The 14,713-nt window shown below is 65.4% G+C and carries 11 protein-coding genes; 5 read left to right on the forward strand and 6 right to left on the reverse strand.

The annotated features are described in order from the left end of the window. The first annotated feature begins 13 nt into the window (after positions 1–13). On the forward strand, positions 14–2,857 hold the full coding sequence (locus tag ACOYR4_RS11075; RefSeq protein WP_422849548.1) for a bifunctional diguanylate cyclase/phosphodiesterase: 2,844 nt from the start codon (positions 14–16) through the stop codon (positions 2,855–2,857). A 51-nt stretch (positions 2,858–2,908) separates the two neighbouring features. On the opposite strand, the gene ACOYR4_RS11080 is transcribed toward ACOYR4_RS11075, so the two are convergent. The 3 genes from ACOYR4_RS11080 to ACOYR4_RS11090 form a co-directional block, all read right to left on the reverse strand. Then, positions 2,909–3,547, reverse strand: coding sequence for a GNAT family N-acetyltransferase (locus tag ACOYR4_RS11080; RefSeq protein WP_422849549.1), 639 nt, complete (start codon positions 3,545–3,547; stop codon positions 2,909–2,911). Beyond that, positions 3,489–4,490 carry a tRNA dihydrouridine(20/20a) synthase DusA gene (gene dusA / locus ACOYR4_RS11085; RefSeq protein WP_422849550.1) on the reverse strand — a complete coding sequence of 334 codons (1,002 nt, stop codon included), beginning with the start codon at positions 4,488–4,490 and terminating at the stop codon, positions 3,489–3,491. Before dusA ends, ACOYR4_RS11080 begins: the two co-directional genes overlap by 59 nt. 282 nt (positions 4,491–4,772) lie before the next feature. Beyond that, complete coding sequence (locus ACOYR4_RS11090) at positions 4,773–5,666, reverse strand: alkane 1-monooxygenase (RefSeq protein ID WP_422849551.1); 894 nt, start codon at positions 5,664–5,666, stop codon at positions 4,773–4,775. Positions 5,667–6,265: 599 nt separating this feature from the next. On the opposite strand from ACOYR4_RS11090, the gene ACOYR4_RS11095 reads away from it, so the two are divergent. After that, positions 6,266–6,853 (forward strand): lysophospholipid acyltransferase family protein, encoded by a 588-nt coding sequence (locus tag ACOYR4_RS11095; RefSeq protein WP_422849552.1) that lies wholly within the window; start codon positions 6,266–6,268, stop codon positions 6,851–6,853. 93 nt (positions 6,854–6,946) lie between these two features. Here ACOYR4_RS11095 and ACOYR4_RS11100 read toward each other — a convergent pair whose 3' ends face one another. Then, positions 6,947–7,435, reverse strand: a complete 489-nt coding sequence (locus ACOYR4_RS11100; protein WP_422849553.1) for an Lrp/AsnC family transcriptional regulator — start codon at positions 7,433–7,435, stop codon at positions 6,947–6,949. Positions 7,436–7,573: 138 nt separating this feature from the next. Here ACOYR4_RS11100 and ACOYR4_RS11105 point away from each other — a divergent pair, with 138 nt between their 5' ends. After that, a complete protein-coding gene (locus tag ACOYR4_RS11105; protein WP_422849554.1) occupies positions 7,574–8,677 on the forward strand; it encodes a saccharopine dehydrogenase NADP-binding domain-containing protein in 1,104 nt (367 codons plus the stop codon). Between the two features lie 16 nt (positions 8,678–8,693). On the opposite strand, the gene ACOYR4_RS11110 is transcribed toward ACOYR4_RS11105, so the two are convergent. Beyond that, a complete protein-coding gene (locus tag ACOYR4_RS11110; protein ID WP_422849555.1) occupies positions 8,694–10,550 on the reverse strand; it encodes an AMP-dependent synthetase/ligase in 1,857 nt (618 codons plus the stop codon). A 184-nt stretch (positions 10,551–10,734) separates the two neighbouring features. Then, positions 10,735–11,370, reverse strand: a complete 636-nt coding sequence (locus ACOYR4_RS11115; protein ID WP_015014137.1) for a GntR family transcriptional regulator — start codon at positions 11,368–11,370, stop codon at positions 10,735–10,737. Positions 11,371–11,513: 143 nt separating this feature from the next. Here ACOYR4_RS11115 and scpA point away from each other — a divergent pair, with 143 nt between their 5' ends. Next, entirely contained in the window at positions 11,514–13,682 is a 2,169-nt protein-coding gene (gene scpA / locus ACOYR4_RS11120; protein ID WP_060987716.1) for a methylmalonyl-CoA mutase, read from the forward strand. Beyond that, on the forward strand, positions 13,679–14,707 hold the full coding sequence (gene meaB, locus ACOYR4_RS11125) for a methylmalonyl Co-A mutase-associated GTPase MeaB (RefSeq protein WP_209819671.1): 1,029 nt from the start codon (positions 13,679–13,681) through the stop codon (positions 14,705–14,707). Before scpA ends, meaB begins: the two co-directional genes overlap by 4 nt. Positions 14,708–14,713 lie beyond the last annotated feature (6 nt).

Below are 14,713 nucleotides of genomic sequence, written 5' to 3' on the forward strand. Positions count from 1 at the left end.
CACCCAGGATGCCATGACTCCAGAACCCGCTCCGCACACCGATGCGCCTGCACCGCAGGGGCCGGTGGCGTGGGCGCCCGAAGGGGTGGCGGGCACGAGCAACCACCGCTGGTTGCCCGTGGTGCTGCCCCCGCTGATTGCGCTGCTGACCCTGGGCCTGACCTTTCTGTACTGGCAGAGCGAAGAGAAGAACACGCGGGCCAAGCGCGAGCAGAACTTTGAGGTGGCGGCCGACCAGATCGCCTACAACCTCAAGGACCGCATGGCGACCTACGAGGTGGTGCTGCGCGGCGTCAAAGGCTACTTTGAAGGCTCGGAGCGCATCGACCGGGCTGAGTTCCAGGCCTACGTGAGTGCGCTGCAGTTGCAGGCGACCCGGCCCGGGCTGCAGGGGGTGTCGCTGATCCTGCAGTTCCCCGGCAATGCGCTGACGGCCCACCTGGAGGACATGCGCCAGCGGGGCTTCGACCAATATGCGGTGCGCCCACCCGGCGAGCGCGCACTGATGGCCCCCATCACCCACATCGAACCGCTGGAGGGCCCCAATCTCAAGGCCCTGGGCTTTGATGTGCTGACCCTTCCACCCGCCAAGGAGGCGCTGGACCGGGCCCGCGACACCGGAGCGCTGGCACTGTCCGGGCGGCTGACCCTGATGCAAAACGCAGCCCCAGGGCTGGTGATGTACATGCCCCTGTACCGCGCCGACGCCGACAACGGCACGGTGGAGGGCAGGCGGCAAGGGCTGGCGGGCTGGGTGTCGGCGCCGTTTCGCATGGAGGATGTGATCCACGGCATGTCCCGTGAATTTGACGCCGACATCGGCCTGCAGATCATGGACAGCACCCCGGGCGCGGGTGCCGTGTCCCCCGTTGCCATCGCTGGAGACGCCGGTGCCGCCGCAAGTGTGCAGCTTTTCAGCAACCTCAAGGCGCCGGCCCTGGGGGCGGGTGGGCAGCCTTTGCAGGCGCGGCGCGAGCTGGAGCTGGGAGGGCGGCGCTGGACCTTGCAGATGGCGCCCCAGCCTGGCTTTGTGCAGCGCTTTCAGGACGATGGACACCACCCGGTGGCACTGCTGGGAACGGTGCTGAGCCTGATCCTGGCCTGGTTCACCTGGCTGCTCGCTACGGGGCGCGAGCGTGCCGTGGCCCTGGCGCGGGACATGACGGCCGAACTGCGCGCCACCCGCGACGACCTCGAAAGCACGCTCAGCGCCATTCCTGACCTGCTGTTCGAGCTGGGGCTGGACGGCTGCATTTACCACTACCGTTCTGCCCGATCAGGTGAGCTGGCTGTGCCGCCCGAGATGTTTCTGGGCCGCCTGCTGCGCGATGTGGTGCCGCCCGAGGCCGCTGCCGGCTGCCATGCGGCGCTGCAAGCGGCACACCACACCGGGTATTCGTCGGGCCACCAGTTCCGGCTGGAGCTGGGCGGCGTGACCCACTGGTTTGAGTTGTCGATTGCGCGCAAGGAGAGTGCTGCGCCTGGGGACGAACCCCGGTTCATCGCGCTCTCGCGCGACATCACCGAGCGCAAGCAGGCCGAGGCGCGCTCACACCAGCTGGCCTACTTTGATGCGCTCACCGGCCTGCCCAACCGGCGCATGCTGCTGGACCGCATGGAACACGCGCTGGCCAACGCGCAAAAGGCCGCCCAGGTGGGGGCTGTGCTCTACATCGACCTGGACAATTTCAAGCAGATCAACGACGCGCGCGGGCACACGGTGGGCGACATGCTGCTGATGCAGGTGGCCCGGCGGCTCACGCAGTTGCAACGCCCGGGCGACACCGTGGCCCGCCTGGGAGGGGACGAGTTTGTGGTGCTGGTGCACAACGTGGCGTCGGACATGGAGTCCGCCGGGCGCGCCGCGCTGCTGGTGGCCGAAGAAATGCGTACCGCGCTGGAGGCGCCGTACACCATCGACACCCACCTCTACAGCACCACCGGCAGCATCGGCATCACGCTTTTCCCCAAACGAGGCGAAGGCGTGGAAGACCTGCTGCGCGAGGCCGACACGGCCATGTACCGCGCCAAGGACCTGGGGCGCAACCGCATCCGCTTTTATGAGGCTGCCATGCAGGCCGACGTGCAGGAGCGTCTGGCGCTGGAGCAGGACCTTAAAAAAGCGCAGGCGCTGGGCCAACTGGCGGCCTTTGTGCAAAACCAGGTGGATGCGGCCGGCAACGTGGTGGGCGGCGAGTTGCTGATGCGCTGGGACCACCCCGTGCGCGGCAACGTCCCGCCCAGCCGCTTCATCCCCATTGCCGAGGCCTCGGGCCTGATCCTGCGCATGGGCGACTGGATGATCCAGCAGGCCTGCGAAACCCTGGCGCGCCTGCAGGGGGCAGGGCACGCGCTGTCGCTCTCGGTCAACGTGAGCGAGCGGCAGTTTCGCCAGGACGACTTTGTCGAGCGCGTGCGCCACATCCTGGCCCACACCGGCGCCAACCCGGCCCTGCTGATCCTGGAGGTGACCGAAAGCCTTTTGATCGAAGACCTGGACGACACCATCGCCCGCATGACCGAGATCGTGCAGCTGGGTGTGCGCTTTTCCATCGACGACTTTGGCACCGGCTATTCGAGCCTGGCCTACCTCAAGCGGCTCCCGCTGTACGAGCTGAAGATCGACAAGAGCTTTGTGGACGACACACCCGACGACCCCAACGACACAGCCATCGTGCAGTCCATCATCTCGGTGGCCCGCCACCTCAACTTGCGTGTAGTGGCCGAGGGGGTGGAGACACGCGCCCAGGCCGATTTTCTCGTTGAGAGCCAGTGCGAGTGCCTGCAGGGCTACCTGTTCGGTCGGCCGGAGCCGCTGGCGGCGTGGGTGGGGCGGTTGGAGTCCCGGTCATCTTGATAGTGGACATCCCGTAACAGAGGTCTGGCGAGCGCAGACAAATTCTCTGACTCAATCGGCCACGATGGCCCAGCGCTCATGGTCGCGCCAGCGGCCATTGATCTTGAGGTAGCGGGGCGAAAACCCTTCTTGCTGAAATCCGCAGCTGCGCACCAGGGCGATGGACGCCTCATTACCGGGCTGGATGTTGGCTTCCAGCCGGTGCAACTTCAGAGTGCCAAAGGCATAGCGCAACAGATGCCGCAAACCCACGCCCATCAGCCCCCGGCGCTCAAACCCTGCAAAGATGTAATAGCCCAGGTAGGCGCTGCAAAAGTCGCCCATCACGATCTGGGAAAGGTTGAAGACCCCTGCGATCTGCTCACTGCCATCATGCTGGTCCGGCGTACACACCAACATCGCCCGGTGCGTGGGCAGGTTCATTTGTGCGAGATAGCTGGCAAACGCTTCCGGGGTTGAAGGGGCTGAAGTCCAGGGCGCGTGCAGCGTGCTGCTGTGCTGGGCCAGTGCAACAAACCGTGCGCCATCAGCCGCGACGGGCGGGCGCAAACACACCTGCACTGTGGACGGACTATTCGCGCGTTTGCTCATCACCGCCTGCGTTACAGCTCCGACCAGTCGATGATTCAGTTCAGACCGACAACGCCGGTTGCGCGTGAGCGGCTTCTGGCTCGGACGTTCCACTTGCATAGGCCTGCATTGCCAGCGCATGCACCTCCCGCGCGGGGCGGTCCTTGAGCAGATGGTTGCTCCACACCTGGCGCCAGATGCGGGCGCCGGGCAGGCTGTGGCGCAGGCCCAGCATGTGGCGGGCGATGTGGGGCCAGGGGGTGCCATGCTGCGCGGCTTCGCGCTCCATGTACTCGACCATGGCCAGCTCCACTTCCTCGCGGGTCAGGGGGCAGGGGGCGCCGCCGTAGTAGAGCTGGTCCCAGCGGGCCAGCCACCAGGGGTTGTGGTACGCCTCACGGCCGATCATCACGCCGTCCAGATGTTGCAACTGCTCCTGCACCACGTCATCCGTGGTGATGCCGCCGTTGATGGCGATGGTGAACTGCGGAAACTCAGCCTTCAGGCGGTGCACCACCTCGTAGCGCAGGGGAGGGATGTCGCGGTTTTCCTTCGGACTCAGGCCCTGCAGCCACGCGTTGCGCGCATGCACGATGAACACGGTGCAGCCTGCCTCGGCCACGGTGCCGATGAAGTCGCGCACAAAGCCGTAGTCCTCCACCTTGTCGATACCGATGCGGTGCTTGACGGTGACGGGCACGCTCACCACGTCCTTCATGGCCTTCACGCAGTCGGCCACCAGCTGGGGGGCCTTCATCAGGCTGGCTCCAAAGGCGCCGCGCTGCACGCGGTCGCTGGGGCAACCGCAGTTCAGGTTGATTTCGTCGTAGCCCCATTCCTCACCCAGCCTGGCGGCCTGGGCCAGTTTGTCGGGCTCGTTGCCGCCCAGCTGCAGGGCCACGGGGTGCTCTTCGGCGTTGTAGCGCAGGTGGCGCTCGGTGCCGCCATACAGAATGCCGCCTGCGTTCACCATCTCGGTGTACAGCAGGGTCTGGCGGGTCAGCAGCCGGTGAAAGTAACGGCAGTGGCGGTCAGTCCAGTCCATCATGGGGGCGACGGACATGCGCCAGGGGCTCAGGGTGGTTTCCACGGGCAAACAGCAAAGGCGGGGAGGGAAGGTTCTGCAGCAGAGCGGCCCCTCTGGTCGGGGGCGCTGCGGGGCTGCAGGTGCGAGCCCAGGATTATCCCACTGGCTGCGCAATAGGTGTCGCAGGAGGTTTTTGAGTCAAAACAGGTGCAGGCGCTAGTGCTGATTGCGCTGCGTGCTATCAATAATGAAGTGCAAGGGCCGAGGTGTTTGGCCCAGCGGACGTACTGTGAACGGTCGCCACCCCATCCAACCGTCCTAACCCAGGTCGCGCAACCCGTATTTCCGCACGATCGCGGCCCGCTGGCGCGGGTCGATGTTGATGTGGGCGGCATCGCGGCCCACTTGGGCCAGCAGGCGCGGGTCCATCACGCGGCGCCACAGTGGCGGCACATAGGCCAGCGTGAACATGCCGAAGTAGCCGATGGGCAGTTGCGGCACCTCGTCAAAGTGGCGCAGCGACTGGTAGCGGCGCAGAGGGTGGGCATGGTGGTCGGAGTGCCGCTGCAGATGGAACAGGGCCCAGTTGGAGAACACATGGTTGCTGTTCCACGAATGCTGGGGGCGGCAAGGTTCGTAGTGGCCGCTGGCGTCCTTGCGGCGCAGCAGCCCGTAGTGCTCGACATAGTTGGCCGAGGTCAGCTGAAAGTTGGCCCAGAACGACGCCGCCAGCAAAAACGGCAGGATGGCCACACCCAGCCACAGCGCCAGCCCGGCCCACAGCAGCGCCGTGATGAGCGCGGGCTGCAGGATCTCGTTGTGCCAGGACAGCAACGGCAGGTGCTGGCGGGCCAAGCGGTCTTTCTCCAGCGCCCAGGCGCGGCGTGCAGCACCGGGCATCTCGCGCAGCACAAAGTGGTGGATGGACTCGCCCATGCGCGACGAAGCCGGGTCGGCCGGGGTGGCCACGTCGCGGTGGTGGCCCCGGTTGTGTTCGATGAAGAAGTGCCCATAGGCCGTGGGCGCCAGCACCAGCTTGGCAAGCCAGCGCTCCAGCGCCGTGTTCTTGTGACCCAGCTCATGCCCCAGGTTGATGCAGAACCCGCCCACCGTGCCCGTGGTCAGCACCATCGCCAGCACGCCGTGCCAGGGCAGGGGCTGCGTGGCCACCCACCAGGCGCTGAAGATGAAGGCGGCCCACAGCACCGGCACCAGCAGAAAGGTGATGCGGCGCTAGTACCGGTCGTTTTCCAATGCAGGCAAGGCGGATTCGGGCGGGTTGCTCTGGTCCCACGCCCAGCATCCCGTCGAGCAACGGGGCGACGAGGTAGAAAAACGCCATTGGCGCCCACAGCGACAGCGGATTGCCCGTCCAGGCCATCAACGCCGGGCCTACGCCCACGGTGCAGGGCACCACCAGCGACAGCAGCCATGCATACCGCTTGCGGTCGCGGTAGGGCGGGGTGGTGGGGCGCTGGGCTTGCAGCATGGGGCGGCAGTGAGAACACGGGCCTGCTGGGGGCGGATTCTGGACCTGTGGGGTGCAAACGCCAGCTTTATTTGGCACGGCAGTCGCTGCTACCGAGAACTTGGCGCTAACACCCGTTAGCGCCTATTTTTATTGCCCTAACAGCTATCACAACAATAGCGCCTGGCATGGGGCGAAAGGATGTGATGGCGACGGTCATTTGCCTTGCGTCAAGGCGGGGCATTGCCCTGATCAGAGATACTCGCGACGCTCTCGATGCCTGCACAGCCCGGGTTTTTCACCCGCTCCAGCGCTCCAGGCCCCGTTCTGTCACCCGTTTCCCATGCACCACACCATTTTTGACACGCCGGTTGTCAACACGCTCCTGCGCGCTTTTTCCCGCTTCACCCTGCGCATCACCGGCTGGAAGGTCGAAGGCGCCTTGCCTGTCCACGCCGCCAAAAGCGTGCTCATTGCCGCACCGCACACCAGCAACTGGGACCTGCCCTACACGCTGATGCTCGCGTTTTCGCTGCGGCTGCGGGTGTACTGGATGGGCAAACACAGCCTGTTCAAGGCGCCGTTTGGCGGGGTGATGCGCTGGCTGGGCGGCATCCCGGTGGACCGCAGCCAGGCCAACAACCTCGTCGCCAGCTCGGCCCAGGCCATGCGCGATGCCGACGGCCCCATGCAGCTCATCGTGCCGCCCGAAGGCACGCGGGGCAAGACGCGGCACTGGAAGACGGGCTTCTACTTCATCGCCCAGCAGGCGGGTGTTCCCATCGTGCTGGCGTTTGTGGACTACGGCCGCAAGGTCGGCGGGCTGGGCCCGGTGTTTGAGCCCACGGGCGATGTGGAGCGCGACATGGCGAGCATCAAGGCGTTTTATGCGCCCATCCGGGGTAAGAACCCGACGCAGTTCGAGGCCTGAGTTTGTTGGTTTTTTGAGTGAAATCGGCTTCTGGCGCTTATGTAGAAAGCGCTGAAAGCTATCAAAAAAGTAGTATGAGCGGTGGGGCGGTATTCAGGCTCCCACGCTGCGTCGGTCGATCTTGCGGCTGAGCACGATGCTGGTCTGCGTCTGGTGCACGCCGTCCAGTTGGCCCACCTTGTCGAGCAGGGTATCGAGCTGCTCGTGGCTGGTGCAACGCAAGAACACCAGGTAGTCAAACGGCCCGCTCACGGCCGAGACCTCTTCGACCTCTACCATCGCCTCCAGCGCACGCAGCACGGCGGGCGCTGCCTTGGGCAGCACGCTGATACTGCACCAGGCCCGCACGGTAGTGGCATCCAGCCGTGCCCCCAGCCGCACGCCGTAGCCTGCCACCACGCCCGAGCGCTCCAGCCGCGCAATGCGTGCCACCACCGTGGTGCGCGCCAGCCCCAGCTTGCGGGCGAGCTGCGCCGTGCCTTCGCGGGCATTGGCCTGCAGCAGGCTCAGCAATTGGCGGTCGGTAGCGTCCAGCGTGGGTCGGGCGGTGGGGTTTGAGGGCTCAAAAGTCATAGCGGTCATGATATTCGCCGTTATGACGTTATAGGAGCGATTTTTCGACGATATGACAGCTACACATTGACACTGCCCTTGCCTAGCATCAAGGCATCTTTCACCACCGCTGCGGCCCGGCCGCCAGCACACACCAGGAGCACTGCCATGACCGCCTTTTCCTCCCGCCACGCCATCACCATCCTGGGTGCAGGCCACATCGGCTTTGCCATGGCGCTCTTGTTGCAGCAGGCCGGTGACTACGACATCCTGGTGGCCGACCGCGACCCGGCCCGCCTGGCTGAGGTGGCTGCTTTGGGCGTAGCAACCCGTCTGATCGGAGACGACACCAGCCTGCAAGCCGCCATCGACGGGCGTTATGCCGTGCTCAACGCGCTGCCGTTTCACCGCGCCGTGCCTGTGGCCACCTTGTGTGCTGCGGCAGGCGTGCATTACTTCGACCTGACCGAAGACGTGGCCAGCACCCAGGCCATCCGCGCCCTGGCCACCACGGCCCACAGCGTGCTCATGCCCCAGTGTGGCCTGGCGCCGGGCTTCATCGGCATCGTGGGCAACGATCTGGCCCGGCGTTTTGACACCCTGCACACGCTGCGCATGCGTGTGGGGGCGCTGCCCCGCTACCCCCAGGGTGCCCTGCGCTACAACCTGACCTGGAGCACCGAAGGCCTCATCAACGAATACTGCAACCCCTGCGAGGCCATTGTGGATGGCGTGCGCACCACGGTGCCCGCGCTGGAGGGGCTGGAGACCTTTGCGCTGGACGGTGTGGAGTACGAGGCCTTCAACACCTCGGGCGGGCTGGGCACGCTGACAGAAACCTTGGCGGGCAAGGCGCGGCAGGTGGACTACCAGTCCATCCGCTACCCGGGCCACAACGCCATCCTCAAACTGCTGCTCAATGACCTGCGCCTGCGCGACCGGCGCGATCTGCTCAAGGACATTCTCGAAACCGCCATCCCCACCACCGACCAGGACGTGATCGTGGTGTTTGCCACCGCATCAGGCCTCAAGGGCGGGCGGCTGGTGCAGGATTCGTATTCCGCCCACATCGTGGGCACCGAGGTGGCGGGGCACCGGCTCAGCGCCATCCAGCTCACTACGGCGGCAGGCATCTGCACGGCGCTGGACCTGGTGGCGCAGGGGCGGCTGCCGCAGCAGGGCTTTGTGGGGCAGGAGGCTGTCGCGCTTGACGACTTTTTGGCCAACCGCTTTGGCTCCGCCTACGCGCGGGAAGGCGAGCTGGTGCACTGAGCCCGTCTTGACTGGCTCAACGCCCCGGCTTTTGGTACATGCCCTCAATCGCCTCGGCAAAGTGCGCCATCAGGTTGTTGCGCTTGAGCTTGAGCGTGGGGGTCATGAAGGTGTTTTCAATCGTCCATGGATCGAGCGTCAGATGCACCGTGCGCGGCACGGCATAGCGGGCAAAACTGGCGGTGTTCTTTTCGATGCGCGCCAGCACGGCGCGGTGCACGCTGGGGTGGTTCAGGCTGTCCGCCGCCTGGGGGTTCAGGCCCAGGTCGGCGGCCAGGCGCTGCCACTCGCCTGCGTTCAGCACGGCCACGCAGGCGATGAAGGGGCGGTTTTCACCCACCACAAAGGCCTGTTCCAGCAACGGGTCGGCCAGCAGCGCCAGTTCCAGGTCGCCGGGGGGAATCTTCTCGCCGGTCGAGGTGACGATGATTTCCTTGATGCGGCCCTTGATGTAAATGCGGCCGTTCACGATGTCGGCCTGGTCGCCCGTGCCCAACCAGCCGTCGGGGCTCAGGATGCGCGCGGTGTCTTCCGGCCGCTTCCAGTAGCCCTTCATCACAATGGGGCCGCGCACCTGCAGCTCGTGGTTGTCGCCAATGCGCACCTCCACACCGGGCAAGGCCTTGCCCACGCAGGCGGGGTCGTTGTCGTCCAGTGCGTTGACCGACACAACCGGCGCGGTCTCGGTCATGCCGTAGCCCTGGATCAGCGGCAGCCCCAGGCCCAGAAAACACTTGGCAATGGTGGGCGACAGCGGGGCGCCGCCACTCACCGCCACGCGCACGCGGCCGCCAAACTGGGCCAGCAAAGGCTTGGCCACCAGGGCCTGCAGCACCGGCCAGGGCAGGGCAGCCATCCAGCCTGCAGCCTGGCTGCTGGCATCCGGCGTGGGGGCCGGCAGGCGCTGTGCGGCACAAAACCGGGCCCAGCCCTTGCTCTGCGCGGCTTCGTAGAGCTGCATCTTCCAGGGTGTGGGCGATAGCTTTTCGATCAGCTTGGCGTGGATGCGCTCGTAAATGCGCGGCACCGACACCAGCACGGTGGGGCGTATGATTTTCAGGTCTTCTGCCAGCTGGGCCACCGACCGGGCATAGGCCACACAACTGCCCGCCGCAATCGGCAGGTAATAGCCGCCCGTGCGTTCAAAGGTGTGCGACAGCGGCAGGAACGACAGGAACACGTCGTCCACCGTGGGAGCAATGCGCTCCAGCACGGCCTTCACGTCGCTCACCACGTTGCGGTGGGTCAGCATCACGCCCTTGGGTTTGCCGGTGGTGCCAGAGGTGTAGACGATGGCGGCCAGGTCATCGGCCTGCGGGCCCATGCCGGTCGTAGGAGCGCCCGTTTGCCCCGCCCCCGTCAGCCACTGCGCGAGCGAGCCCACGGCCGGGCTGTCGATAGACGCCGGGGTGGGCTTGAAGGCGTCGTCGTCATCGCTAATGACCACGGCGCGCAGGGCTGGGAACGGCGTGCCCACGGCGCGGATCTTTTCCCACTGCTCGGCCTGGCTCACGATGAGCATCGAGGCCTCGCAGTCGGCCAGGATGTAGGCGATGCTGCCCGGGTTGTCGATGGCGTGCAGCGGCACGGGCACGCCACCAGTGGCCAGCGTGGCCTGGTCGGCGCACATGGCATGCAGGCCGTTGGGCAGCAAGATGGCCACGCGCGCGGCCGGTGGCAGCTGCATGGCGGCGAGGGCTTGGGCCCAGGTGTTCACGCGCTCTGCGGTCTGCGCCCAGGTGAGGCTGGCCCAGGCTTGGCGGGAGGAGTCAAACGCCCGGTAGGCCTCGGCCTGGGGGGTGCGGGCGGCGCGGTAGGCCAGGAGCTGGGGCAGCGTTTGCACGCTGGCGATATCGGCGGGGGTAGAGGTCATCAAACTCGGCGGTGGAGGCTGCTGTGGCGTGCGGCGCCACGGCCTCGGTGGAAACCCGGGGGATGATAACGAGCGCAACCTGGGCCGGGCCGTGTGCGATCACCCCATGTGTTGCAAATGGTGCGTTCCTGTTTGCGGAATGATCGTGGCCGCGTGGGTGCATGCCAGCACGGCCCGCAGCACCTCAGGTCGCTGCTTCCAGCCCCTGCGCAAAGTGCGCCTGCATGGCCTTGACCGTGGCCTTGGCGTCGCGCGCCACCATGGCGGCCAGGATGGCGCGGTGCTCGCCCAGCGAATCTTCAATGCGCCCTTGTTTGAACAGCGAGTTGTGGCGGTTGAGCTTCATCACCTTGCGCAGGTCGGCCACCATCTGGCTGCGCCAGCGGTTGTCGGCCATCTCCAGCAGGTGCATGTGAAAGCGCTCGTTGATGGCAAAGAACTTTTCGCGGTCGGCCACGGCGGCTTCCAGCTCGGCGTGCAGGTCCTGCAGGGTCTTTAACTGGGCGTCGGTGGCGCGCTCGGCCACCACGCCTGCGGCGTCGCTCTCCAGCAGGCTGAGCAGGTGGTACACGTCGCGCAGGTCTTTTTCGCTCATCTCCGTCACATAGGCGCCACGGCGCACCTTCATCGTGACCAGGCCTTCGGCGGCCAGCACCTTCAGCGCTTCGCGCAGTGGCGTGCGGCTGATGCCGAATTCCTCGGCAATCTTGAGCTCGTCGATCCAGCTGCCGGGCTCCAGTTCGCGGCGGAAGATGCGCTGGCGCAATTGCTCGGCCACTTCTTCGTAGAGCGCGCGGGGAGTGAGGGTGAGGGCAGACATGGGGCGGATTGTAAGCTGCACGGAATATTTTGAATCAATAATTATGAATGATGTAAACTCGCCGCCACACCACAGCACCCGTGCGGTCACCGCCTGTACGCCGTGTTGGACGCCCCCATGCCATCTTCGGAGTAGCTTTTGCCATGAGTGACAAACCCACCAACAACGCCCCAGAGTTCGCCGCGTCTTCGCTGGAAGCCTGGGCCAAGGCCGCAGCCAAGTCGGCGCCGGGGGGCGATGTCAGCGCCCTCAACTGGGTCACGCCCGATGGCATCACCGTCAAGCCGCTGTACACCGCCGAAGACACGGCCAGCCTGCCTTATGCCAACACGCTGCCGGGTTTTGAACCCTACCTGCGCGGTCCCCAGGCCACCATGTATGCGGTGCGGCCCTGGACGATCCGCCAGTACGCAGGCTTTTCCACCGCTGAAGAATCCAACGCCTTCTACCGCAAGGCGCTGGCCGCAGGCGGGCAGGGCGTGTCGGTGGCGTTTGACCTGGCCACCCACCGGGGCTACGACAGCGACCACCCCCGCGTGACGGGCGATGTGGGCAAGGCGGGCGTCGCGATTGATTCGGTCGAGGACATGAAGATCCTGTTCGACCAGATCCCGCTCGACAAGGTGTCCGTGTCGATGACCATGAACGGCGCCGTGCTGCCCGTGCTGGCGGGCTATGTGGTGGCGGCGGAAGAGCAGGGCGTCTCGCAAGACAAGCTCTCCGGAACCATTCAGAACGACATTCTGAAAGAGTTCATGGTGCGCAACACCTATATCTACCCGCCCAAGCCGTCGATGAAGATCATTGGCGACATCATCGAGTACACGGCCAAGAACATGCCGAAGTTCAACTCGATCTCCATCAGCGGCTACCACATGCAGGAAGCCGGGGCGAACCAGGCCCTGGAGCTGGCCTTCACCCTGGCCGACGGCAAGGAGTATGTGAAGACCGCCATCGCCAAGGGCATGGACGTGGACGAATTCGCCGGGCGCCTGAGCTTCTTCTGGGCCATCGGCATGAACTTCTACCTCGAAGTCGCCAAGATGCGCGCCGCGCGCCTGCTGTGGTGCCGCATCATGAAGGCCACGGGCGCCAAGAACCCCAAGAGCCTGATGCTGCGCACCCACTGCCAGACCAGCGGCTGGAGCCTCACCGAGCAAGACCCCTACAACAACGTGGTGCGCACTACCATCGAGGCCATGGCGGCCGTGTTTGGCGGCACGCAAAGCCTGCACACCAACAGCTTTGACGAAGCGATTGCGCTGCCCACTGAGTTCAGCGCCCGCATTGCGCGCAACACGCAGCTCATCATCCAGGAAGAGACCCACATCACCAACGTGATCGACCCCTGGGCCGGCAGCTACATGATGGAGAAGCTGACCCAGGACATGGCCGACGCCGCCTGGAAGATCATCGAAGAGGTCGAAGCCATGGGCGGCATGACCCAGGCCGTGGACAGCGGCTGGGCCAAGCTCAAGATTGAAGCCGCTGCGGCGGAGAAGCAGGCACGCATCGACAGTGGCAAGGACGTGATCGTCGGCGTCAACAAATACAAGCTGGCCAAGGAAGACCCGGTCGATATCCTGCAGATTGACAACATGAAGGTGCGCGACGGCCAGATTGCCCGCCTGCAAAAGATCAAGGCCACCCGCGATGCTGCCAAGGTGCAGGCTGCGCTGGACGCCCTGACTGCAGCAGCGGAGAGCGGCGAGGGCAACCTGCTCGATTTGTCCATCCAGGCTGTGCGCCTGCGCGCCACGGTGGGCGAGGTGAGCGATGCCCTGGAAAAAGTTTACGGGCGCCACCGCGCCGACACACAAAAGGTGACCGGTGTGTACGCAGCTGCTTATGACTCGGCCGAAGGCTGGGACAAACTCAAGACCGAAATCAACGCCTTTGCCGAAGAGCAGGGGCGCCGCCCACGGGTCATGATCGCAAAATTAGGCCAGGACGGCCACGACCGTGGCGCCAAGGTGGTGGCCACTGCGTTTGCCGATTTGGGCTTTGACGTGGACATGGGCCCGCTGTTCCAGACGCCTGAGGAATGCGCTCGCCAGGCCATCGAAAACGACGTGCACGCCGTGGGCGTGAGTACGCTGGCTGCGGGCCACAAGACGCTGGTGCCCGCCATCATCCAGTCGCTCAAGGACCAGGGTGCCGACGACATCATCGTATTCGTGGGCGGGGTGATCCCGGCGCAGGACTATGACTTTTTGTACGAATCCGGCGTGAAGGGCGTGTATGGCCCAGGCACCCCCATCCCGGCCAGCGCGAAGGATGTGCTGGAGCAGATTCGCAAGGCGGTGGCGTGACCCCTGCGGCGCTTTTGGAGGGGGTGGTGCAGGGCACGGCGGCAGTGCAACGCCGCGCCATGTCCAAAGCCATCACGCTGCTCGAATCGACGCGGGTGGACCACCGCGCCCAGGCCGACGAGCTGCTGACCCAGCTGCTCCCGCACACGGGCAAAGCGTTCCGCCTCGGCATCAGCGGCGTGCCTGGTGTCGGTAAGTCCACCTTCATCGAGGCGCTGGGCCTGTACCTCATCGGCCAGGGCCACCGCGTGGCTGTGCTCACCATTGACCCGTCCAGCACCGTTTCGGGTGGCTCCATCCTGGGCGACAAGACGCGCATGGAACACCTGTCGGTGCACGAAAAGGCCTACATCCGCCCCAGCCCCAGCAGCGGCACGCTGGGCGGAGTCGCAGAGAAGACGCGCGAGGCCATGCTGGTCTGCGAGGCCGCAGGCTACGACGTGGTGATCGTCGAAACCGTGGGCGTGGGCCAGAGCGAGATTGCCGTGGCGGGCATGACGGACATGTTCGTGCTGATGCAGCTGCCCAACGCAGGCGACGACCTGCAGGCCATCAAGAAGGGCGTGATGGAGATTGCCGACCTGGTGGTCATCAACAAGGCCGACATCGACAAGAACGCTGCCACGCGGGCCGAGGCGCAGATCACGTCGAGCCTGCGCCTGCTCAGCCAACACGGCAACCCCGAGAACGCACACCACGACGAGACGCTGTGGCACCCCAAGGTCGTGCAGATCAGCGCGCTGCTGGGGCAGGGCGTGGATGCTTTCTGGGCCGCCGTCACGCAGTTCCGCCAGCTGCAAACCGCCAACGGCCGTCTGGCCACGCGGCGCGAGAAGCAGGCGCTGGCCTGGATGTGGGAGCGCATCGACGCGGGCCTCAAGCTCGCGTTTCGCCAGCACCCGCAGGTCAAAGAGCTGCTGCCCCAGATGCAGGCCGATGTGGCCGCGGGGCGCATTGCGGCATCCACTGCAGCACGAAATCTGCTCCAAGCGCAATCAAATCATGCGCTGGCAGCTATCAAATAAATAGTA

The sequence above is a fragment of the Acidovorax sp. M14 genome (assembly GCF_049331375.1).
Classification (GTDB): Bacteria; Pseudomonadota; Gammaproteobacteria; order Burkholderiales; family Burkholderiaceae_C; genus Acidovorax.